This is a genomic window from Burkholderia torrens (assembly GCF_984668525.1).
On record NZ_OZ480211.1, the window covers coordinates 2,687,153 to 2,707,774 of the forward strand.

Sequence of the window (20,622 nt, forward strand, 5' to 3'; positions counted from 1 at the left end):
GCCGCTTACGCGGCCTGTGCGTGGGGTTCGTCCTTCGGCACGGCCTCGAACGGGAACGTCATCGCGACGCGCAGGCCGCCTTCGGGGCGGTTGCCGATGTCGCATGCGCCGCCCAGCCTGAGCACCAGCCGCTCGACGATCGCGAGCCCGAGCCCGCTGTGGCCGTTCCCGCCGCGCGCGGGATCGAGCCGGACGAACGGCCGCGTGGCGGCCGCGAGGTCACGCGGTGCGATCCCGCCGCCGCTGTCGCTGACCGACAGCACGTAGCCGGCCGGCGTGCGCGCCGTCTCGACAAGCACCGGCGGTGCGCCATACGCATGCGCGTTGTCCAGCAGGTTCGACAGGATCCGGTCGAGCGTCGCGGTCGGCAGCCGGAAGCCTGGATCGGCCTCCAGCCGCGTCTGGACCGTCGGTGCGTTCGGCGCGACGGCGCGATAGCTGCGTGCGATCCGCTCGCAGGCCTGATCGACCGGCACCGGTTCGCTGCGATCGGCCCCGCCGTGCGCAAACACCAGGAACTGGTCGACGATGTGCGACATCGAGTCGACGTCGCGCACGACGCCGTCGCGCAACCGTGCGTCGTCCATCATTTCCGCCCGCAGGCGCATCCGCGCCAGCGGCGTGCGCAGGTCGTGCGCGACGCCCGCCAGCATCACCGCGCGATCGCTCTCGGCCTGCGACACCTGCTCCACCATCTGGTTGAAGCCGTGCGTGAGCTGGCGCAGCTCGCGCGGGCCGCGCTCGCGCAGCGGCGGCACCGGCTGCCCGCGGCCGAACCGCGCGACCGCGCGGGCGAGCGAGCGCAACGGCTGCTGCAGCTGCCAGGCCGCGAACAGCGCGGCGATCACGCCGGCCGAGAAGATCGTGCCGAGCCACAGCAGCATCCGGTCGAGCGAACGCGGCGGCCGCAGCGGCTGTATGGGCACGACGATCCAGTTGCGGTCGGCCGGCTCCTTCACCCACAGCACGGGCGGATGGCCGGGTGTGCCGATCTCGACCTGCGTGCCGGGCGGCATGCGCTCGCTGACGTCGTCGCGAAACCGCTTGAGCGGCGGCGGCAGCCCCGCATTGCCGCCCTTCGGCACGTCGGCACTGTCCGGCGACACCAGCCGCACGCGCGACGGCAGCGGCTGGTCCGGCGTGCGCGCGACGTGCTGGCGCACGGCGTCGACGAGGAAGGCGGCTTCCTCGACCGCATAACGCGTCTGCATCTGGTTGCGCTCGAGCCGCATCGCGAAGAACCACGCGAAGTGCGACAGGAGCAGGACACCGATGACGAGCAGCGCCAGCCGCCCGAACAGTGAATCAATGGGTTTGCGCATGAGCCTCGCCGTCGGGCACGAACACGTAGCCGCGCCCGCGCACCGTCTGGATGAAGCGCGGCGTCGACGGATCCGTTTCGAGGATGCGGCGCAGGCGCCACACCTGGACGTCGATGCCGCGGTCGGTACCGTCGTACTCGGGCCCGTGCAGCAACTCGAGCAGGCGCTCGCGCGTGAGCGTGCGCAGCGCATGGTTCACGAAGATCTTCAGCAGCGCGAATTCGCTGCTCGACAGCGTGGCCGGCTTGCCGTCGACCGACAGCGTGCGCGCCTGGAAGTCGAGCAGGAAACGGCCGAACGCGAACGGCTCGCGCTGTTCGGGCGCGGCCGCCGACGGCGTCGCGCGGCGGCGGCGCAGCACGGCCTGCACGCGCGCGAGCAGCTCGCGCGGGTTGAACGGCTTGCCGAGGTAGTCGTCCGCGCCGAGCTCGAGCCCGACGATGCGGTCGACGTCGTCCGCGCGTGCCGTGAGCATGATCACGGGGATGTCGTCGCCGGCCGCGCGCAGCTGGCGCAGCGCGGTCAGGCCGTCCACGCCCGGCATCATCAGGTCCAGCACGATCAGGTCGGGCCGCTCGCGCTCGAGGCGCTTCTCGAGCGTCGCCGCGTCGTGCAGCACGGACACTTCCATCCCCTGGCGCACGAGATAGTCGCGCAGCAGGTCTCGGAGTTCTTGGTCGTCGTCGACGATGAGGATCTGGGTAGTCATGGCTCGAAGTTTACCGCGCGAGGGCGGAGTCGAAGAACGAAACAAAGGGACGAAAGGGTTACTGCGGGTTACCGCACAAGGGAACTGTAATGCGCGGTAACCGGGCCGCCGCCCCACGTAACACCGGCCGGAGCCTGCATCGCTAACCTGCGTCTTACCGGATGCGGTACCTGGCTTTCCCGGCACCGCATCGCCGGACCCTTTGGATTCAAGGAGTTTCTGAAATGTATAAGAAGACTTCCCGCGTGGCCATTGCGGCCGCCACCGTGCTCGCTCTCGCATTCGGCACCGCGCACGCCGCGCAGCCCGACGACATGCCGCCCCCGGGCGGCCCCGGCATGCACCAGATGCACGGCGGGCACGAAGGCGGCCCGTTCGGCGCGATCATGAAACTGCACGACCAGCTGAAGCTCAACGCGTCGCAGGAACAGCAATGGCAGGCGGCCGTCAGCACGATGAAGCAGAACCATGACGCGATGCGCAAGAGCCACGAGCAGATGCGCGAGCAGTTCAAGGCGCAGCAGAACCAGCCGATCCTCGACCTGAGCGCGATGCATTCGGCGCGCCAGCAGGCGGAGGCGCAGAACGCGCAGCTGCGCGAGCAGACGTCCGCCGCGTGGCTCACGTTCTACAACGGGCTGAACGACCAGCAGAAGACGATGGTCAGCACGGCGCTCAAGCAGCAGTTCGCGAAGATGGAGCAGCGCCACGAGAAGATGAAGGAGCGCTGGGAGCAGCATCGCGCCGCCAAGGGCGCATCGGCGCCGGCGCAGTAAGCCGGCAAGCCGCTTCCCGGAGCGGCACCGGAGGGGACGCGGGCACCGGCCCGCGTCCCCTGTTTCGTTTCAGGCGACGTCGAACAGCAGCACCTCGGCCGCCCGGCCGCGCGCGAACGCCACCGCGTCCACGCCGCCGATCCGCGCGCCGTCGCCGGCGGCCAGCGCACGGCCGTTGACCTCGACGTCGCCGCGCACCACGTGCACGTAGGTGCTGCGCCCGGCGCGCACGTCGAACGTCGCCGTCTCTTCGCCGTCGATCAGCCCCGCGAAGATGCGGGCGTCCGAGCGCATCGTCAGCGCACCGCCGCCGCCGTCCGGCGCCGCGACGAGCCGCAGCCGGCCGCGTTTCTCGTCGTCGGCGAAATGCCGTTCCTCGTAGCCCGGCCGCCCGCCCCGCTCGGCCGGCTGCAGCCAGATCTGCAGCAGATGCAGCGGACGGTCGCGCGACGCGTTGGTTTCGCTGTGCATGAGCCCCGTGCCGGCGCTCATCCGCTGGATGCCGCCGGCGCGGACGATCGCGCCGCAGCCGAGGCTGTCGCGGTGCGCGAGCGTGCCGTCCAGCACGCAGGTCACAATCTCCACGTCGCGCCGCGGCTGCATTCCGAAACCGCGCGTCGGCGCGATCAGGTCCTCGCTCAGCACATGCAGCGCGCCGACCGGCGGATGTGCGTTCGCGGCTCGGCCGGCGGCCGAAAAGCTGTGACGCGATTCGAGCCAGCCTTGGCGCGTGTGGCAGCGGTCTTCGGCGCGGCGGATCTGGAACATGGCGCGGACACTCCGGGGGCAGATTACTTGTTCGGGTTTACCTCCACTGTAGGGGGACACCGAACGCACCACAATCCGCCGTCGGCGCACCGCATCGTTGCGCTTGCGCAACCAATCGCCAGAATAATCGTTGCGAATATCGCGATTGTCGCAACAGCCGATTCGAGGAATCGATCGATCGCGCCGGATTGCGGTTTTCCGGGTATCGCGTTCGGGTAAAATACCGCCCTTTTGGCGTTCGCCGCTGCGGCGACCGCCCATGCCCAAGCGCCGTTCGGCGAATTTTGGCCATCTAGAATACGCCGCGGCGCCCGATACGACCGGCCGCGAGCGTCCCCGGAAAGTCAGCAACAGAAGGATGGAAATGAAGAAGGCCGCCCTGTGCGCCGCCCTCGCCCTCGTGGCGGGCAGCGCCTTCGCGAAGGAGTGGAAGACCGTGCGGATCGGCGTCGACGCCAGCTACCCGCCGTTCGAGTCGACCGCACCGAGCGGCGAGATCGTCGGTTTCGACGTCGATCTCACCAAGGAAATCTGCAAGCGGATCGACGTGAAATGCGTGTGGGTGGCGCAGGATCTCGACGGGATCATCCCGGCGCTGAAAGCGAAGAAGTACGACGTCATCGTGTCGTCGCTGACCGTCACGGACAAGCGCCGCGAGCAGATCGACTTCTCCGACAAGGTGTACGACGCGCCGGCGCGGATGATCGCGAAGACCGGCTCGCCGCTGCTGCCGACGGTCGCGTCGCTGAAGGGCAAGCGTGTCGGCGTCGAGCAGGGCTCGACGCAGGAAACCTACGCGAAGGCGTACTGGGAACCGCAGGGCGTGACGATCATTCCTTACCAGAACCAGGACCAGGTCTATACCGATCTCGGCTCGGGCCGCCTCGACGCGACGCTGCAGGACGAGTTGCAGGCCGACTACGGCTTCCTGCGCACGCCGCGCGGCAAGGGCTTCGCGTTCGCCGGGCCGGAAGTGAAGGATCCGAAGACGATCGGCGACGGCACCGCGATCGGCCTGCGCAAGGAAGATACGGACCTGAAGCTCAAGATCAACAAGGCACTGGCCGACATGCACAAGGACGGCACGTACGACCGGCTGTCGCACAAGTACTTCTCGTTCAGCGTCTATTCGGCTCCGGCCCGCTAAGCGCCGACCGGAAGAAGCAACGGATGCGGGGGCGGCCCCGTATCCGCGCAGTACAGGCAGTCAACCACGCGCCGCCCGCCCCCTTGCCCGCCGCTCGCGCGACGGGCTCGCCCGGCACCGTTGCCGGGGCGGACGGTCATGATACGCACGGGGCGTTCCGCGCAGCTTGGCGGGCGCGTGTTTCGCGGCGCACTGCGTGCGCCCTCAGGGACCACACCAGGGACCCCATATGTTTCTACAAGGCTACGGCCCGCTGATCCTCGCTGGCACCTGGCAAACCGTCAAACTGGCGGTACTTTCGCTCGCGCTGTCGTTCCTGCTGGGGCTGCTCGGCGCCGGCGCGAAGCTGTCGCGCAACCGCGTGACGAACGGCGTCGGCACCGTCTACACGACGCTGATTCGCGGCGTACCCGACCTCGTGCTGATGCTGCTGCTGTTCTACAGCCTGCAGATCTGGCTGAACATGGCGACCGACGCGCTCGGCTGGGACCAGATCGACATCGACCCGTTCCTCGCCGGCGTGCTCGTGCTCGGCTTCATCTACGGCGCGTATTTCACCGAGACGTTCCGCGGCGCGTTCCTGTCGGTCCCGCGCGGCCAGCTCGAAGCCGGCAGCGCATACGGGATGACGAACTGGCAGGTGTTCACGCGGATCATGTTCCCGCAGATGATGCGCTTCGCGCTGCCGGGCATCGGCAACAACTGGCAGGTGCTCGTGAAGTCGACCGCGCTCGTGTCGATCATCGGCCTGGCCGACGTCGTGAAGGCCTCGCAGGACGCCGGCAAGGGCACGCTGCGGTTCTTCTTCTTCACGCTGATCGCCGGTGCGGTCTATCTCGCCATCACGACGATCTCGAACTTCGTGCTGATGTGGCTCGAAAAGCGCTACTCGACCGGTGTCCGCAAGGCTGACCTATGATCGAACTCATCCAAGAATACTGGCGCAACTATCTCTACACCGACGGCTATCGCATCACCGGTGTCGCGATCACGCTGTGGCTGCTCGTCGTGTCGATCGGCCTCGGCTTCTGCCTGTCGATACCGCTCGCCGTGGCGCGCGTGTCGAAGAAGAAGTGGCTGTCGAGCGCCGTGTGGCTGTACACGTACGTGTTCCGCGGCACGCCGCTCTACGTGCAGCTGCTGCTCTGCTACACGGGCCTCTACAGCCTGCAGGCCGTACGCGGCACGCCGGTGCTCGACGCGTTCTTCCGCGACGGGATGCACTGCACGCTGCTCGCGTTCACGCTGAACACCTGCGCGTACACCACCGAGATTTTCGCCGGCGCGATCAAGGCGACGTCGTACGGCGAGATCGAAGCCGCGCGCGCGTACGGGATGTCCCCGTTCACGATGTATCGCCGCGTGATCCTGCCGTCGGCGCTGCGCCGCGCGCTGCCGCTGTACAGCAACGAAGTGATCCTGATGCTGCATGCGACCACCGTCGCGTTCACCGCGACCGTGCCGGACATCCTGAAAATCGCGCGCGACGTCAACTCGGCGACCTACATGTCGTTCCACGCGTTCGGCATCGCCGCCCTGCTCTACCTCGTGATCTCGTTCACGCTCGTGTGGCTGTTCCGCCAGGCCGAGCGCCGCTGGCTCGCGTATCTGCGCCCGCAAGGCAAGTAAGTTTTCGCAGGAATATTGATGAATTCCCAGACCCAGAAGCTTTTCGTCGACGAACTCCACAAGCGGTACGGCGACAACGAGGTGCTCAAAGGCGTGTCGCTGAGGGCGAACTCCGGCGACGTGATCAGCGTGATCGGCTCGTCCGGCTCCGGCAAGAGCACGATGCTGCGCTGTATCAACTTCCTCGAGCAGCCGAACGCGGGCCGCATCTTCGTCGACGGCGAGGAAGTGCGCACCGCGCTCGACAAGACGGGCGCGCTGCGCGCGGCCGATACGAAACAGCTGCAGCGCGTGCGCACCAAGCTGTCGATGGTGTTCCAGCACTTCAACCTGTGGTCGCACATGAACGTGCTCGAGAACGTGATGGAAGCGCCCGTGAACGTGCTCGGCATCCCGAAGAAGGAAGCCGAGGATCGCGCGCGCGAGTATCTCGAGAAGGTCGGTCTCGCACCGCGCGTCGAGAAGCAATATCCGTCGCATTTGTCCGGCGGCCAGCAGCAGCGCGTGGCGATCGCGCGCGCGCTCGCGATGCATCCCGACGTGATGCTGTTCGACGAACCGACGTCGGCGCTCGACCCGGAACTGGTGGGCGAAGTGCTGAAGGTGATGCAGAAGCTCGCCGAGGAAGGCCGCACGATGATCGTCGTCACGCACGAGATGGGCTTCGCGCGCAACGTGTCGAACCACGTGATGTTCCTGCACCAGGGCCGCGTCGAGGAAGAAGGCGTGCCGTCCGAGGTGTTTGCCAATCCGAAGAGCGAACGCCTGCGCGGGTTCCTGTCGGGCAGCCTCAAGTAACACGCACGCAACGCACGCCGTTCGAACGGGCGCCCCGCGGCGCCCGTTCCGCGTTTACGCGACGCTCACCGGCGCAGCGTCGGCGAACGCGCGCAGTGCGTCGCCCGCCAGCCGGTAACGCACCCATTCGCTCTGCGGCGCCGCGCCGACGCTTTCGTAGAAGCGGATCGCCGGCTCGTTCCAGTCGAGCACGCTCCATTCGAACCGGCCGCAGCCCGACTCGACCGCGATCCGCGCGAGCGTCTTCAGCAGCCGCAGCCCGGCGCCCGCCCCGCGAAAACGCGGCGACACGTACAGGTCCTCGAGATACAAGCCCTGCCGCGCGAGCCAGGTCGAATACGAGAAGAAATAGATGGCGAAGCCGGCCGGCTCGCCGTCGACCTCGCAGACCAGCGCGCGCGCCGGCGAGCCTTCGCCGAACAGGCTGCGTTCGAGCGACGCGGGCGTCGCGATCACTTCGTGCTCCGCCTTCTCGTAGACGGCCAGTTCGGTAATGAAACGCAGGATCAGCGGCACGTCGGCGACGGTGGCGGAACGGATATCGATTTGCACGGGTTGAGCCCTCCTCCGGCCCGGACTTGAAATGGGAAGCGGCGCCATGCACGTGCGCTGGCACCGATCAAACCGTCATGCTACGTTCATGCCTGGCCTGCAGGAAGTGCAGCTTCTTCATCCCGACCTGAACATGATGCATCCCGACCTGCGCCGCCTCGACCTGAACCTGCTGCTCGTGTTCGACGCGCTATACCGCCACCGGTCGGTCGCGGCGGCCGCGCACGAACTCGCATTGAGCCCGTCCGCGTTGAGCCACGCGCTCGCGCGGCTGCGCGACGCGATCGGCGACGCGCTGTTCGTGCGCCTCGGCAACGAAATGCAGCCGACCGTGCGCGCCGACGACATCGCCACGTGGGCCGGCGACGCGCTCGACGCGATGTCGAAGGGGCTCGCCCGCGCGCGCCGCTTCGATCCCGCGCACAGCGACCGCACGTTCGTGTTCGCCGCGACCGACTACACCGCGTTCGCGGTGCTGCCGGCATTCCTCGCGCGGATCCAGCACGTCGCGCCGCACCTGCGGATCCGCGTCGTGCATTCCGACCGGAAGATATCCGTCGACGAACTCGCGGCCGGCCGCATCGACTTCGCGCTCGGCTATCACGAGGAGTCGGCGGCCGACACACCGGGCATCGAGGATTTCGACTGGTTCTCCGACGACTACGTCGTGATCGCAAGCGCCGCGCATCCGGCGATCCGCCGGCGGCTGACGCTCGATCAGTACCTGGCCGCCCGCCACGTCGTCGTCACGCCGTGGAACGAATCGCGCGGCGTGGTCGACTACGTGCTCGACCGGCTCGGTCTCGCGCGGCACGTCGCCGTGCAGTTGCCGACGGTGCTGGCCGCGCCGTTCGTGATCGCGGAATCCGAACTGCTGATGACCGTGCCGAACCGCGCCGCGCAGGCGCTGCGGCACGCGGCGCCGATCCGCCTGTTTCCGGCGCCGTTCGAGATTCCGCGCTACACGGTGAAGGTCTACTCGCACGCGAAGCATGCACGCACCGATGCGCACCGCTGGATTCGCGCGCAGTTGCTCGCCGCGCGGCCGGGCCCGGACTGAGTGCCGCACGCCTTGTGCGACGGGCGTTTCAGGCGCCACCCGGCGATCGCCGAAACCACCCGAATCATTACGAAATACTTACCAATTTCGCGACTTTCGCGCTTACGCCCGCGCTTTCGCAACGTCAATAGTGGCAATCCTTGACCCCTATTCACGGAATTCGTGTCTCCCTTGCAGGACAAGGGTTTTCCGGTAATTGCCAACCCCAGGTGCACCTGTTGCGCACCGTGTTGCATGGCAATTTGGCGACAGCGGTTAGTCAAACAACGATTTCCATCGCCACAAAATTGTATTTTTGCTAAATTAGTAACCAAAGTAGCAAAACGAAGTTCGTGAAATGTAGTTTAGCTTCACGACACAACAAGGAGACCCCGCAGGCCGACCCGGCTGCGCGGGACCGCTCAACGGTTTTCCGTCTGCTTGCCCGCGTGCCGCGCTTACCGGCCCTGCACGAGGTCTCCCTGGTTATCCCGCTTTTGCCCGGCGCTCGCGCTCCGGGCATCTCGTGCAGTCTGGGTTGACTTTTTGACAGGGTATGGAGGAGATGATGAAGAAAGCTTTGGTCGCGGCCGCGCTGATGGCTGCTGGGGTGGTGACGGCGCACGCGCAGAGCAGCGTCACGCTGTATGGTCGCCTGGATGCCGGCCTTGAGTACCTGAACGGCCTGCAAAACGGCCACCAAGTGCGCGCGGAAAGCGGCGACTGGGGCACGAGCCTGTGGGGCTTGAAGGGTAGCGAGGACATCGGCGGCGGCAACAAGGTCCTGTTCCACCTCGAAGGCGCGTTCAACACGATGAATGGCGGCCTCGGCACGAGCGGCGCGATCTGGGATCGTTTCGCGACCGTCGGTATCTCGAACGACCGCTACGGTACGCTGCTGCTGGGTCGCGAACTCGCGATCGCCAACGGCGTGTGGGACTTCGACCCGTTCGGCCAGTCGGCCTGGTCGACGGCCTCGCTGGTGCGCGGCCGCAACTGGAACAAGACCAGCAACAACGTGTCGTACCAGTCGCCCTCGCTCTACGGCCTCGACTTCTACGGCCAGTTCTCGTTCTCGAACTCGACCAGCTTCAACGGCAACACGACGGCCGGCCAACCGGGCCGTGCAATGGGCGGTCAGGTCACCTATACGAACTCGCTGTTCCAGTTGCGCGGCATCTACGACGAAACGCGCGACAGCAACGGCCGCTTCTCGGACGTGTTCAACTACTCGCGTGAATACTTCGCGGGCGTGAACGTGTTCCTCGGCCAGTTCAAGGTTCAGGCGGCTTACCAGGCATCGCGCGCCGACGGCAGCGGCGGCCCGGCGGTGAACGCCGGCGTGACGGGCACCCAGCAGGTGTGGGGCGGCGTGACGTGGCAGGCCACGCCGGCAGCGGCGCTGATCGCAGCCGTGTATCACGTGAACGCGAACCACGGCGGCGGCAACGCGAACATCTACACGGTCGGCGGCTCGTACAACATCTCGAAGCGCACGCTGTTCGACCTGCAGGTCGCAACGGTGCGCAACAGCAAGAACGCCAACTTCGGCCTGAACGCGAACGGCGCCGGTACGGCCGTGTCGACGGGCAACCCGAATCCGGGCGGCAGCCAGACCGGCGTCTACGCCGGTATCCAGCACCTGTTCTGATCAGGCGCCGTCAAAGAACGATTCGACAACACTTTCCACGCTGCTGCGAGAGGCGCGTATCGGTGCGGTACCCAACCGGGTATCCGCACCGTTTTTTATTTGGGGGGGCCGACCTGGCGCGGCCCGGTGACGAATGCGGCGCTCAGACGGCCGCTTCGTTCTCTTCGCCGGTGCGGATGCGGATCACGCGCTCGACGTCCGACACGAAGATCTTGCCGTCGCCGATCTTGCCGGTACGCGCCGCGCCGATCACCGCGTCGATCACCTGGTCGACCTGCGCTTCCGCGACGACCACTTCGATCTTCATCTTCGGCAGGAAGTCGACGACGTATTCGGCGCCGCGATACAGCTCGGTATGGCCCTTCTGGCGGCCGAAGCCCTTCACTTCCGTCACGGTCAGGCCCGTGAGACCCACTTCGGCGAGCGCTTCGCGGACTTCGTCCAGCTTGAACGGCTTGATGATGGCGGTGATGCGTTTCATGATGGTTGTCCCTCAATGCTCGTTTGGATGAAAAATCGCGTTCCCGATTGTAAGCCGGCGAGCCGCATCCGGCCCAGCGCGGCTCAATCGAGACGTTCGGTAAACCGCGACGTGATCGGGTAGCGCCAGTCGCGCCCGAATGCGCGGTGCGTGACGCGGATGCCGATCGGCGCCTGGCGGCGCTTGTACTCGTTGATCTTGATGAGCCGCGTCACGCGCTCGACGTCGGCCTGCGCATAACCGGCCGCGACGATCTCGGCGAGCGGCCGGTCTTCTTCCATGTACATCCGCATGATCGCGTCGAGCACGTCGTACGGCGGCAGGCTGTCCTGGTCGGTCTGGTTCTCGCGCAGCTCGGCCGACGGCGCGCGCGTCAGGATCCGCTCGGGGATCACGTCGCGCAGCGGGTAGTCCGCCGTTTCGTTCCGATAGCGGCAGAGCCGGTACACGAGTGTCTTCGCGATGTCCTTGATCACCGCGAAACCGCCGGCCATGTCGCCGTACAGCGTGCAGTAGCCGACCGCCATCTCGCTCTTGTTGCCGGTCGTCAGCACGATCGAGCCGAACTTGTTCGACAGCGCCATCAGCAACGTGCCGCGGATGCGCGCCTGGATGTTCTCCTCCGTCGCGTCTTCCGCGCGGCCCGCGAACTCGTCGGCGAGCGATGCGCGGAATGCGTCGAACATCGGCGCGATCGCGATCTCGTCGTAGCGCACGCCGACGCGCCGCGCCATCTCCGCCGCGTCGGTGGTCGAGATGTCGGCCGTGAAGCGCGACGGCATCATCACCGCGCGCACGCGCCCGGGCCCGAGCGCGTCGCACGCGACGGCCAGCACCAGCGCCGAATCGACACCGCCCGACAGCCCGATCAGCACGCCGGGAAAACCGTTCTTGCCGATGTAGTCGCGCACGCCAGTCACGAGCGCGCGGTACACCTGCGCATCCGTCGACAGCTCGGGCGCGAGCGCGCCGGGCAGCGGCCGTGCGCCGTCGAATTCGACGATCGCATGGCCTTCGTCGAACTGCGGCATCTTCGCGACGAGCGCGCCCTCGCCGTCGAGCACGAACGAGCCGCCGTCGAACACGAGCTCGTCCTGGCCGCCGACGAGGTTCACGTACACCATCGGCAGCCCGGTCTCGCGGATCCGCGCGCGCAGGATGTCGATGCGCACCGCTTCCTTGTTCATGTGGTAAGGCGAGCCGTTCGGGATCAGCAGCACCTGCGCGCCGGCCGCCTTCGCGATCTGCGCGGCCGATGCATGCCACGCGTCCTCGCAGATGATCACGCCGTATTTCACGCCGTTCAGCTCGAACACGAGCGGCTCGGTGTCGGTCGCGAAATAGCGTTTCTCGTCGAACACCTCGGCATTCGGCAGATCCTGCTTGCGGTAGGTGCCGACGATCTCGCCGCCGACGATCAGCGACACGGCATTGAAGGTATGGATGGGCGGCACGCCGCGCTCGATCGGGCGGTTTGCATTACCATCGACGGCTGGCGCGCGCGCATCGCTGCCCGGACCGCTGCCCGCACCGCGCAACGGATGGCCGACCAGCACCGCGAGCCCGTCGAACGCCTTCAGCGCATCGGCCAGGGCATCGAGCGCGGCGGCCGCCGCCGCGTAGAACGCGGGCCGCAGCAGCAGGTCTTCCGGCGGATAGCCGGACAGCGCAAGTTCGGGCGCGACCATCAGCTGCGCACCATCGTTGTGCGCGGCGCGCGCGGCCGCGACGATCCGCGCGACGTTGCCGGCGAAGTCGCCGACGGTGACGTTGATCTGGGCGAGTGCGAGTCGGGTCTTCATGGCGGGATCGGCGCAGCCCGGCGGCGCGCCCTGAACGGCTGACGAAATCGGCCCGGACGCATGCCATGGCGGCACGCATCCGGCAATATCCAACGGTACGGATTCACGCTTGAAACACGAACGCATCGATTATCGCACGGGCATCCTGTCGTCCCCCGCCGAGGTGCCGGCCGACGAATGGAACGCGCTGCTCGCGCGCGACGCGCAGCCGACGCCGTTCCTGCGCCACGAATTCCTCGACGCGCTGCACGTCGCACGCTGCGCGGTCGACGATACCGGCTGGTCGCCGCACTTCGTCACGCTGACCGACGAGCGCACCGGCCGTCTCGCCGCCGCCGCGCCGGTTTACGCGAAACAGCATTCGTACGGCGAATACGTGTTCGACTGGGCGTGGGCCGACGCGTACCAGCGCAACGACCTGCCCTACTACCCGAAGCTGCTGTGCGCGGTGCCGTTCACGCCCGTGCAAGGCACGCGCCTGCTCGCGGCCGACGACGACGCACGCCGCCGGCTCGCGGCCACGCTGCTCGCGTTCGCCGAACAGAGCGACGTATCGTCGCTGCACGTGCTGTTCCCGACCGGCGACGAAGCGCGGCTGCTCGAATCGATGGGGATGATGCTGCGCGAAGGCGTGCAGTTCCACTGGCTCAACGACGGCTACCGCCACTTCGACGATTTCCTCGGCACGCTCGAGCAGAAGAAGCGCAAGAACATCCGCGCGGAGCGGCGCAAGGTGCACGATGCGGGCGTGACGTTCCGGCGGCTGACCGGCGATCGGATTACCGACGCCGACTGGCGCTTCTTCTCGCGCTGCTACCGGCAGACCTACCGCGAACACTTTTCGAGCCCGTACCTGAACCTCGATTTCTTCCGCACGATCGGCGCGACGATGCCCGAGAACCTGCTGCTCGTGATCGCGGAAGCCGACGGCCGGCCGATCGCGAGCGCGCTCGCCGTGTACCGGCGCGGCGAGCACGGCGGCGGCACGCTGTACGGCCGCTACTGGGGGGCGATCGAGCACGTGCCCTGCCTGCATTTCGAAACGGCCTACTACCAGTTGCTCGAATTCTGCATCGAGGCCGGGCTCGATACGTTCGAAGGCGGCGCGCAGGGCGAACACAAGCTCGCACGCGGTTTCCTGCCGACCGTCACGCACTCCGCGCACTGGCTCGCGCACCCGGCGTTTTCCGACGCGGTCGCGCGCTTTCTCGAGCGCGAGACCGAGCATATCCACGCGTACGTCGACGAGCTGCGCGAACACGATCCGTTCCGGCGCGGCAGCGCGTAGCGTCAGCCAGGATGTGGCGAGGCCGCGACTGGCCTCGCCACATCACGCACGGCCGCCCCCGGCTCAGTGCGCGGCGAGCGTCACCGCCTGCGACAGCGCCTGCGGATCGCGCGACGACGCGGCCGCCGACAGCGTGTAGCTGCCCGCGCCGATCCGCCACGCATGCGCATTCGCATCCCAGACCGCGAAGCGCTGCGCCGGCACGGCCACGCTGACCGTGCGGGCCTCGCCCGGCTGCAGCGCGACCTTGGTCCAGCCGACGAGCCGCTTCGGCGGCTCGCCGAGCGACGCCGGCAGCGCCGCGTAGATCTGCACCGTCTGCGCACCAGCGCGCGCGCCCGTGTTCGTCACCGTCACGCCGACCGTCACGTTGCCCGATGCGTCGGCCTTTGCCGACATCGCCGACAACCCGTACGTCGTGTACGACAGCCCGTAGCCGAACGGGAACAGCGGCTCGATCGCCTTCGCATCGAACCAGCGGTAGCCGTATGCGAGGCCTTCCGCATAGACCGTCTGCGTGCGCGACGGATCGATCGTCGGCTGCGGCAGGTCGGCCTCCTGCTTCGGAAACGTCAGCGGCAAGCGGCCCGACGGGTTCGCGTCGCCGAACAGCAGGTCGGCGATCGCCTGGCCGCCCTGCGCGCCCGGATACCACGCGTCGAGCACGCCATGCACGTTCGCGAGCCACGGCATCAGCACGGGGCTGCCGTTCTCGAGCACGACGATCACGCGCTTCGCCTTCGCGGCGACGGCCGCGATCAGCGCGTTCTGGTCGTATTGCTGGTTGTACGGATCGGCCTTCGCGTCGGGCAGCGACAGGCTCGCGAGGTCGAGCCCTTCCGTCTGCCACTGCGTCGCGAACACGATCGCGACATCGGCCTGCGCGGCCGCGCTCGCCGCGGCATTCGCGTCGGTGCCGTCGAGATAGCTGACCGATGCGTTCGGCGCCTTCGCGCGGATCGCCGCGAGCGGCGCGGACTTGTACCAGGTCGCGCAGCCGCCGAACAGCATGTCGGCCGGTTGCCGGCAGGTCGTCACCGCGTTGCCGTCGATCGCCGGCACCGCGCCCGAGCCGCCGCCCGACAGCACGCCAGCGTCCGCATGGCCGCCGATCACGACGACCGACTTGAGTGTGCCGGCCGCGAGCGGCAGCACGGGCTGCGCATCGCCCGGCGCGGCTGCGTTCTTCAGCAGCACGGCGGACTGCCGCGCGATCGCGAGCGCATCGGCGTTGCCGGCGGCCTCGTCGATCGTGCCGCCCGCCTGCGGCGGAGCATCCATCACGCCGATGCGGATCAGCGTGCGCAGCTTGCGCTGCACCATGTCGTTCAGCCGCGCGGCCGACACGCTGCCGGCCTGCAGCGCCGCACGCAGCTTCGCGTTGAAGTAAGAGCCGAGCGGCGCGTTGCCGTCGTCGGCCGCGCCCGGCTGTTCCTCGTCGAGCCCGGCCTGCACGGCCGCGACGGTCGAATGCGTCGCACCCCAGTCCGACTGCACGACGCCCTTGAAGCCCCATTCGTTCTTCAGCACGGTCGTCAGCAGAGTCGGGTTCTCGCACGCATACACGCCGTTGAGCTTGTTGTACGAGCACATCACGTTGCCCGGCTGGCCGTCCTTCACGCCGATCTCGAACGCGAGCAGTTCGGCCTCGCGCATGGTCCGCTCGTCGACGACCGAATCGATCGTCATCCGGTTGGTTTCCTGGTCGTTGAACGCGAAATGCTTGATCGTCGCGATCACCTTCTGCGCCTGCGTCGCCTGCGTGCGCGCGGCACTCAGCGTGCCAGCGAGCACCGGATCCTCGCCCATGTATTCGAACGTGCGGCCGTTGCGCGGCTCGCGCGCGAGGTTCACGCCGCCGCCGAGCCCTTCCGCGAAGCCAAGCGCGCGCAGTTCGAGCGCGATGCGCGTGCCGTAGGTGCCCGCGAGCGCCGGGTCCCACGTCGCCGCAAGCGCGACCGGCGCAGGCAGCGCGGTCACGCGCGCGTTCTTCACGTTCACGCCGCCCGCCGAATCGGCGCTGCTGACCGCCGGAATGCCGAGCCGCGGCACGCCCGGGATGTAGCTCGCGCCGTTCAGCGCGCCGGCCGGGAACGGGCCGCCCAGATCGAGCGCGGGCATGCCCGTGCCATGCACGAGCTGCAGCTTCTCGTCGGTCGTCAGTTGCGCGACGAGCGCGGCCGCGCGCTGGTCGGCCGCCGCATCGGGGTCGGTCGGGGCGTGGATGTCGTCGCCGCCGCACGACGCGAGCAGCACCGTGAGCGCGCACGCGGACGCAATCGTCGAACACCGGAACAGCGAAGTTTTCATTGATCCTCCAGAATCGATCTGTTGTACTTGTGGCTTAACTCCAGCGTCCGAGTCTAAAAATTGACCGGTCACCACGCTTGACCGGCAGGAGCATGCGTTGACCTCTCGCAGCGGGGACAAACCCGAACGGCATGACGACAGGGAGACAGACATGGAGTTGCAACAGAAATCGGTATCCGTCCGGATCTACCGCTGGCTGTGCGAAGACGCGCGCACGAACGGCATCGATCCCGCACCGCTCTTCGACACGCTCGGCATCGGGCCGGCCGAACTCGCCGACGACACGCGCCGCATCGCGGGCGACCGGCATGTGGCCGCCATGCAGCTGACGAGCGGCTGGCCGCTGTCGTGGCATCGGCCGCCGCTGCAGGTCGTGCCGTGGCTCGTGCAGTTTCCCGAACTCGCGGGCGTCACGTGCAACGCGGCGACGCTGCGCGACGCACTGCACGGTTACCTGCACTATCGCGAGCTGATCGGCAACGTCGACTGGGTGTTCGCGCACGAGAATGGCGACGCAATAGCGCTCGAATACGTGAACGAAGGCGAAGGCCGGCACGCGGGCAGCGCATTCGCGAACCTCGCGATCCTCGCGGCGCTCGCACGCCTGTACGATCCGCACGCCCGCGTCGACGACGCCGAATTCGCCGGTCGCGCGTTCGCGCCCGTTGCCGCGCTGCGCGACATGCTCGGCGCACCGGTCTCGTTCGACGCCGCGCACAACCGCCTCGTGCTGCGCTCCGCGCACTTCGACACGCCGTTCGAGCGCTACAACGCGCCGCTCGCCGGCATCCAGCGTCATGCGGCCGATGCCGCACGCCAGCGCGTGCGTGCGCGCTCGACGTTCGGATCGTCGGTCGCGCAATGCGTACGCGACTGGTTGCGCACGTCCGACGAGGTCGACGCGCCGACCGACACGCTGATGCAGCACGTGTGCACGCACTTCGCGATGTCGCGCTGGACGCTGCGTCGGCGGCTGCATCGCGAGGCCGTCGGGTTCCATGCGCTCGTCGCGCAGGCGCGGCTCGGCGAAGCGCGCGACCTGCTGCTGAACACGCAGTTGCCGATCGGCGAGATCGGCGTGCGCGTCGGCTTCCGGTCGACGAGCGCATTCACGCGCTTCTTCACGCGCGAACTCGGCGCGGCGCCGAGCCGCTTTCGCGACGGGCACGGCGACCGGTGGCGTTGACGGGCGCTTTTTCTGAGACACTGGCGGCTTCGCATCCCGCCGCCCTGCCATGTCCTGGTTTCTGTATCTGATCGAATGCGCCGACGACAGCGTCTATACGGGCATCACGACCGACGTTGCCGCACGCTTCGACGAACACGCGTCCGGCAAGGGCGCGCGCTACACGCGCTCGCGCAAGCCGCGCGCGGTGCTCGCGTCGTTTCCGTTGCCCGACCGGTCGAGTGCGTCGCGCGCCGAGTACTGGGTGAAGCAGCTCACGGCCGCGCAGAAACGCGAGCTGGCGGCCGGATTGCGGACGCTCGAATCGGTGTTGCCCGCCGTGGCGACGCTCGATGAAAGCGAAGACGCGGCCGAGTTGAAGGCAGGCACGCGCAGGCGGAAGAAGGTGCAGGCGAAAACCGCCGACGACACGGCGCAGGCGGTTACAACGGATCCGGTTGCCGGGAAAAACGCGAAGACCGGGAAAGTCGCCAAGTCTGCGAAGCCTGCAAAAGGCAAGCAAGCCTCGAAGACCACGAAGGCCGCGAAGGCCACGCCGGACACGAAACATGAGAAAACCGGCGCCGACACAGTCGCAAAAAAGACCTCGCCGGGTAGCGCGTCGGTAAAGAAGGCCAACACGTCCGGATCCGCGTCATCGAAACGAAAAGCCCCGGTCGTCGCCGGCAAACCCGTCGCGAACGGACGCGAAGACGCCGCGCCCGCACCGGCTCGTCGCCGTTCGTCGGCCACGAAAGCCGTGAAAGAGATCGCGCCCTCCGTTACCGCGCCCCGCGTAAAACGCACGAAGGGTTCACCGGCCGCCTCGCCCCCGCCGGCCCCCACACCCGCACGCAAGAAACCCGCGCGCACAAAACAAAACCGCGCGGCCTCCTGAGGAGACACGCGCGGTTTGCGTTCCGTACGAACCGGCCGCCGGCCGGTACGCAGCTTACTTCTTGTAGTTCGCGGCGCCGTCGGTGATTTCCTTGTGCGCGGCTTCGATGCCGGCCCAGCCTTCGACCTTCACCCACTTGCCCTTCTCGAGCGCCTTGTATTGCTCGAAGAAGTGCTTGATCTGGTCCTTCAGGTACTCGGGCACGTCGTCGATCGACTTCAGGTTCGCCGTCATCGGGCAGACCTTGTCGTGCGGCACGGCAACCAGCTTCGCGTCGACGCCCGACTCGTCGGTCATCTGCAGCATGCCGAGCACGCGCGAACGCACGATCGAGCCGGCCAGCAGCGGGAACGGCGTGATCACCAGCACGTCGACCGGATCGCCGTCGCCCGACAGCGTCTGCGGAATGTAGCCGTAGTTCACCGGATAGCGCATGCCCGTGCCGATGAAGCGGTCGACGACGAGAAGGCCCAGTTCCTTGTCCGCCTCGTACTTCACCGGATCGCTTTGCGCGGGAATCTCGATGATCACGTTGAAATCTTGCGGCAGGTCCTTGCCGGCCGGAACATGATTGAAGCTCATGAGCACTCTCTGTAGGTCGATGGGAATTCGGGACAGGGCGCCGCGGCCGTTGCACCGCCGCGGGCGTCCCCCAAGGGAATGCGCCATTATAGCCAATCGACCGGTGGCGTCCGGATGACGATCGGCGCGATAATCGTTCCGGATGGTCGGCCGTCGAATCGCCGGCCGCGTCGCACGGGGCCGGTCTCGGCGCCGAAGCGCCGTCGCCGGTCGGCCGTGAAGCAGGGAAACCGAGTCAGCGCTGGACAGGAGCAGGCATGGAAGAGGCGAAGCACTTCATTGCGGGCGAATGGACGTTGCCCGCACAACTGGAAACCATCGCGGTCGTCGATCCTTCCGACGGCCAGCCGTTCGCGACGATCGCCCGCGGTACCGCGCCCGACATCGAGCGCGCGGTCGCCGCGGCCCGCGACGCCTTCGCGGGCCCGTGGGGCGCGACGAGCGCCGCCGAGCGCGGCCGCGTGCTGATGCGGCTGTCGGCGCGCGTCGCCGATTCGATCGAGGAACTCGCCGCGATCGAGGCGCGCGACACCGGCAAGCCGCTGAAGCAGGCGCGCGCCGACGCGGCCGCGCTCGCGCGCTATTTCGAGTTCTACGCGGGCGCCGCCGACAAGCTGCACGGCGAAACCCTCCCCTACCAGGCCGGCTACACCGTGTTGACGGTGCGCGAGCCGCACGGCGTCACGGGCCACATCGTGCCGTGGAACTACCCGATGCAGATCTTCGGGCGCAGCGTCGGCGCGGCGCTCGCGGCCGGCAACGCCTGCGTCGTCAAGCCGGCCGAGGATGCGTGCCTGTCCGTGCTGCGCGTCGCCGAACTCGCCGCCGAAGCCGGGCTGCCGGCCGGCGCGCTCAACATCGTCACCGGCTACGGCCATGAAGCCGGCGCCGCACTCGCGCGCCATCCCGGCATCGACCACATCTCGTTTACGGGTTCGCCGGCCACCGGCAAGCTGGTCGCGCAGATGGCGGCCGAGAACCACGTGCCCGTCACGCTCGAGCTCGGCGGCAAGTCGCCGCAGATCGTGTTCGCCGATGCCGATCTCGAAGCGGCGCTGCCCGTGCTCGTGTCGGCGATCGTGCAGAACGGCGGGCAGACCTGCTCGGCCGGCAGCCGCGTGCTGATCGAGCGCGCGGTGTACGAGCCGCTCGTCGAGCGCCTCGCCACCGCGTTCAACGGGCTGCGTGTCGGCCCGAGCCGCGCCGATCTCGACTGCGGCCCGCTGATCAACGCGAAGCAGCAGCAGCGCGTGTGGGATTTCCTGTCCGACGCGCAGCACGACGGCATTCCGATGGCCGCGCACGGGCAGGTCGTCGCCGACGCCCCCGAAAGCGGCTTCTACCAGGCCCCTGCGCTGTTGCGCGACGTACCGCCGTCGCACCGCCTCGCGCAGGAAGAAGTGTTCGGCCCCGTGCTCGCCGCGATGCGTTTCGTCGACGAAGACGAAGCCGTCGCGCTCGCGAACGGCACGCCGTACGGCCTCGTCGCGGGCATCTGGACGCGCGACGGTGCACGCCAGATGCGTCTCGCGCGGCGCCTGCGCGCGGGCCAGGTGTTCATCAACAACTATGGCGCGGGCGGCGGCGTCGAACTGCCGTTCGGCGGCGTCGGCCACTCGGGCCACGGCCGCGAAAAAGGCTTCGAGGCACTGTACGGCTTCACCGCGCTGAAGACGATCGCGATCCGCCACGGCTGAACGCGCGG

The 20,622-nt window shown here is 67.8% G+C and carries 19 protein-coding genes; 11 read left to right on the plus strand and 8 right to left on the minus strand.

Going from position 1 to position 20,622, the window contains the following annotated elements; all coding sequences use genetic code 11:
• Positions 1-5: 5 nt before the first annotated feature.
• The gene (locus AC5LXX_RS12420; protein WP_493409641.1) at positions 6-1,322 is read right to left on the minus strand and encodes an ATP-binding protein; all 1,317 of its coding nucleotides are present in this window, start codon (positions 1,320-1,322) and stop codon (positions 6-8) included.
• Complete coding sequence (locus AC5LXX_RS12425) at positions 1,306-2,031, minus strand: response regulator (protein WP_006493394.1); 726 nt, start codon at positions 2,029-2,031, stop codon at positions 1,306-1,308. Before AC5LXX_RS12425 ends, AC5LXX_RS12420 begins: the two co-directional genes overlap by 17 nt.
• A gap of 224 nt (positions 2,032-2,255) precedes the next feature.
• Here AC5LXX_RS12425 and AC5LXX_RS12430 point away from each other — a divergent pair, with 224 nt between their 5' ends.
• Positions 2,256-2,807, plus strand: coding sequence for a Spy/CpxP family protein refolding chaperone (locus AC5LXX_RS12430; RefSeq protein ID WP_124452856.1), 552 nt, complete (start codon positions 2,256-2,258; stop codon positions 2,805-2,807).
• A gap of 69 nt (positions 2,808-2,876) precedes the next feature.
• Here the strand turns inward: AC5LXX_RS12430 and AC5LXX_RS12435 are convergent, their stop codons facing one another.
• Entirely contained in the window at positions 2,877-3,575 is a 699-nt protein-coding gene (locus tag AC5LXX_RS12435; RefSeq protein WP_124453120.1) for a pirin family protein, read from the minus strand.
• 364 nt (positions 3,576-3,939) lie between these two features.
• Between AC5LXX_RS12435 and AC5LXX_RS12440 the strand changes: the two genes are divergently transcribed.
• From AC5LXX_RS12440 to AC5LXX_RS12455, 4 genes are all read left to right on the plus strand, one after another.
• The gene (locus tag AC5LXX_RS12440; protein WP_148092902.1) at positions 3,940-4,722 is read left to right on the plus strand and encodes an ABC transporter substrate-binding protein; all 783 of its coding nucleotides are present in this window, start codon (positions 3,940-3,942) and stop codon (positions 4,720-4,722) included.
• A 229-nt stretch (positions 4,723-4,951) separates the two neighbouring features.
• Positions 4,952-5,641, plus strand: coding sequence for an ABC transporter permease (locus tag AC5LXX_RS12445; RefSeq protein WP_006489645.1), 690 nt, complete (start codon positions 4,952-4,954; stop codon positions 5,639-5,641).
• A complete protein-coding gene (locus tag AC5LXX_RS12450; protein WP_493409642.1) occupies positions 5,638-6,351 on the plus strand; it encodes an ABC transporter permease in 714 nt (237 codons plus the stop codon). Before AC5LXX_RS12445 ends, AC5LXX_RS12450 begins: the two co-directional genes overlap by 4 nt.
• Positions 6,352-6,369: 18 nt before the next feature.
• The gene (locus AC5LXX_RS12455; protein WP_124452853.1) at positions 6,370-7,149 is read left to right on the plus strand and encodes an ABC transporter ATP-binding protein; all 780 of its coding nucleotides are present in this window, start codon (positions 6,370-6,372) and stop codon (positions 7,147-7,149) included.
• Positions 7,150-7,203: 54 nt separating this feature from the next.
• Here the strand turns inward: AC5LXX_RS12455 and AC5LXX_RS12460 are convergent, their stop codons facing one another.
• Positions 7,204-7,701, minus strand: coding sequence for a GNAT family N-acetyltransferase (locus tag AC5LXX_RS12460; RefSeq protein WP_493409643.1), 498 nt, complete (start codon positions 7,699-7,701; stop codon positions 7,204-7,206).
• An 88-nt stretch (positions 7,702-7,789) separates the two neighbouring features.
• Here AC5LXX_RS12460 and AC5LXX_RS12465 point away from each other — a divergent pair, with 88 nt between their 5' ends.
• Positions 7,790-8,761 (plus strand): LysR family transcriptional regulator, encoded by a 972-nt coding sequence (locus AC5LXX_RS12465; protein WP_493409644.1) that lies wholly within the window; start codon positions 7,790-7,792, stop codon positions 8,759-8,761.
• A gap of 544 nt (positions 8,762-9,305) precedes the next feature.
• A complete protein-coding gene (locus AC5LXX_RS12470; RefSeq protein ID WP_493409645.1) occupies positions 9,306-10,391 on the plus strand; it encodes a porin in 1,086 nt (361 codons plus the stop codon).
• Between the two features lie 142 nt (positions 10,392-10,533).
• Here AC5LXX_RS12470 and AC5LXX_RS12475 read toward each other — a convergent pair whose 3' ends face one another.
• Together AC5LXX_RS12475 and AC5LXX_RS12480 are read right to left on the minus strand one after the other, a co-directional pair.
• Entirely contained in the window at positions 10,534-10,872 is a 339-nt protein-coding gene (locus AC5LXX_RS12475) for a P-II family nitrogen regulator (protein WP_006398637.1), read from the minus strand.
• An 83-nt stretch (positions 10,873-10,955) separates the two neighbouring features.
• Positions 10,956-12,674, minus strand: coding sequence for an NAD+ synthase (locus AC5LXX_RS12480; RefSeq protein WP_493409646.1), 1,719 nt, complete (start codon positions 12,672-12,674; stop codon positions 10,956-10,958).
• 109 nt (positions 12,675-12,783) lie between these two features.
• On the opposite strand from AC5LXX_RS12480, the gene AC5LXX_RS12485 reads away from it, so the two are divergent.
• Complete coding sequence (locus AC5LXX_RS12485; RefSeq protein ID WP_493409647.1) at positions 12,784-13,962, plus strand: GNAT family N-acetyltransferase; 1,179 nt, start codon at positions 12,784-12,786, stop codon at positions 13,960-13,962.
• Between the two features lie 63 nt (positions 13,963-14,025).
• Here the strand turns inward: AC5LXX_RS12485 and AC5LXX_RS12490 are convergent, their stop codons facing one another.
• Entirely contained in the window at positions 14,026-16,272 is a 2,247-nt protein-coding gene (locus AC5LXX_RS12490) for a glycoside hydrolase family 3 C-terminal domain-containing protein (RefSeq protein WP_493409648.1), read from the minus strand.
• Positions 16,273-16,423: 151 nt separating this feature from the next.
• Here AC5LXX_RS12490 and AC5LXX_RS12495 point away from each other — a divergent pair, with 151 nt between their 5' ends.
• Both AC5LXX_RS12495 and AC5LXX_RS12500 read left to right on the plus strand, forming a co-directional pair.
• On the plus strand, positions 16,424-17,458 hold the full coding sequence (locus AC5LXX_RS12495; RefSeq protein WP_493409649.1) for a helix-turn-helix transcriptional regulator: 1,035 nt from the start codon (positions 16,424-16,426) through the stop codon (positions 17,456-17,458).
• A gap of 49 nt (positions 17,459-17,507) precedes the next feature.
• Positions 17,508-18,335, plus strand: coding sequence for a GIY-YIG nuclease family protein (locus tag AC5LXX_RS12500; protein WP_493409650.1), 828 nt, complete (start codon positions 17,508-17,510; stop codon positions 18,333-18,335).
• 54 nt (positions 18,336-18,389) lie between these two features.
• Here the strand turns inward: AC5LXX_RS12500 and ppa are convergent, their stop codons facing one another.
• Positions 18,390-18,917 carry an inorganic diphosphatase gene (gene ppa / locus AC5LXX_RS12505; protein ID WP_011352863.1) on the minus strand — a complete coding sequence of 176 codons (528 nt, stop codon included), beginning with the start codon at positions 18,915-18,917 and terminating at the stop codon, positions 18,390-18,392.
• 257 nt (positions 18,918-19,174) lie between these two features.
• Between ppa and AC5LXX_RS12510 the strand changes: the two genes are divergently transcribed.
• Entirely contained in the window at positions 19,175-20,614 is a 1,440-nt protein-coding gene (locus AC5LXX_RS12510; protein WP_124452840.1) for an aldehyde dehydrogenase family protein, read from the plus strand.
• Positions 20,615-20,622: the final 8 nt, after the last annotated feature.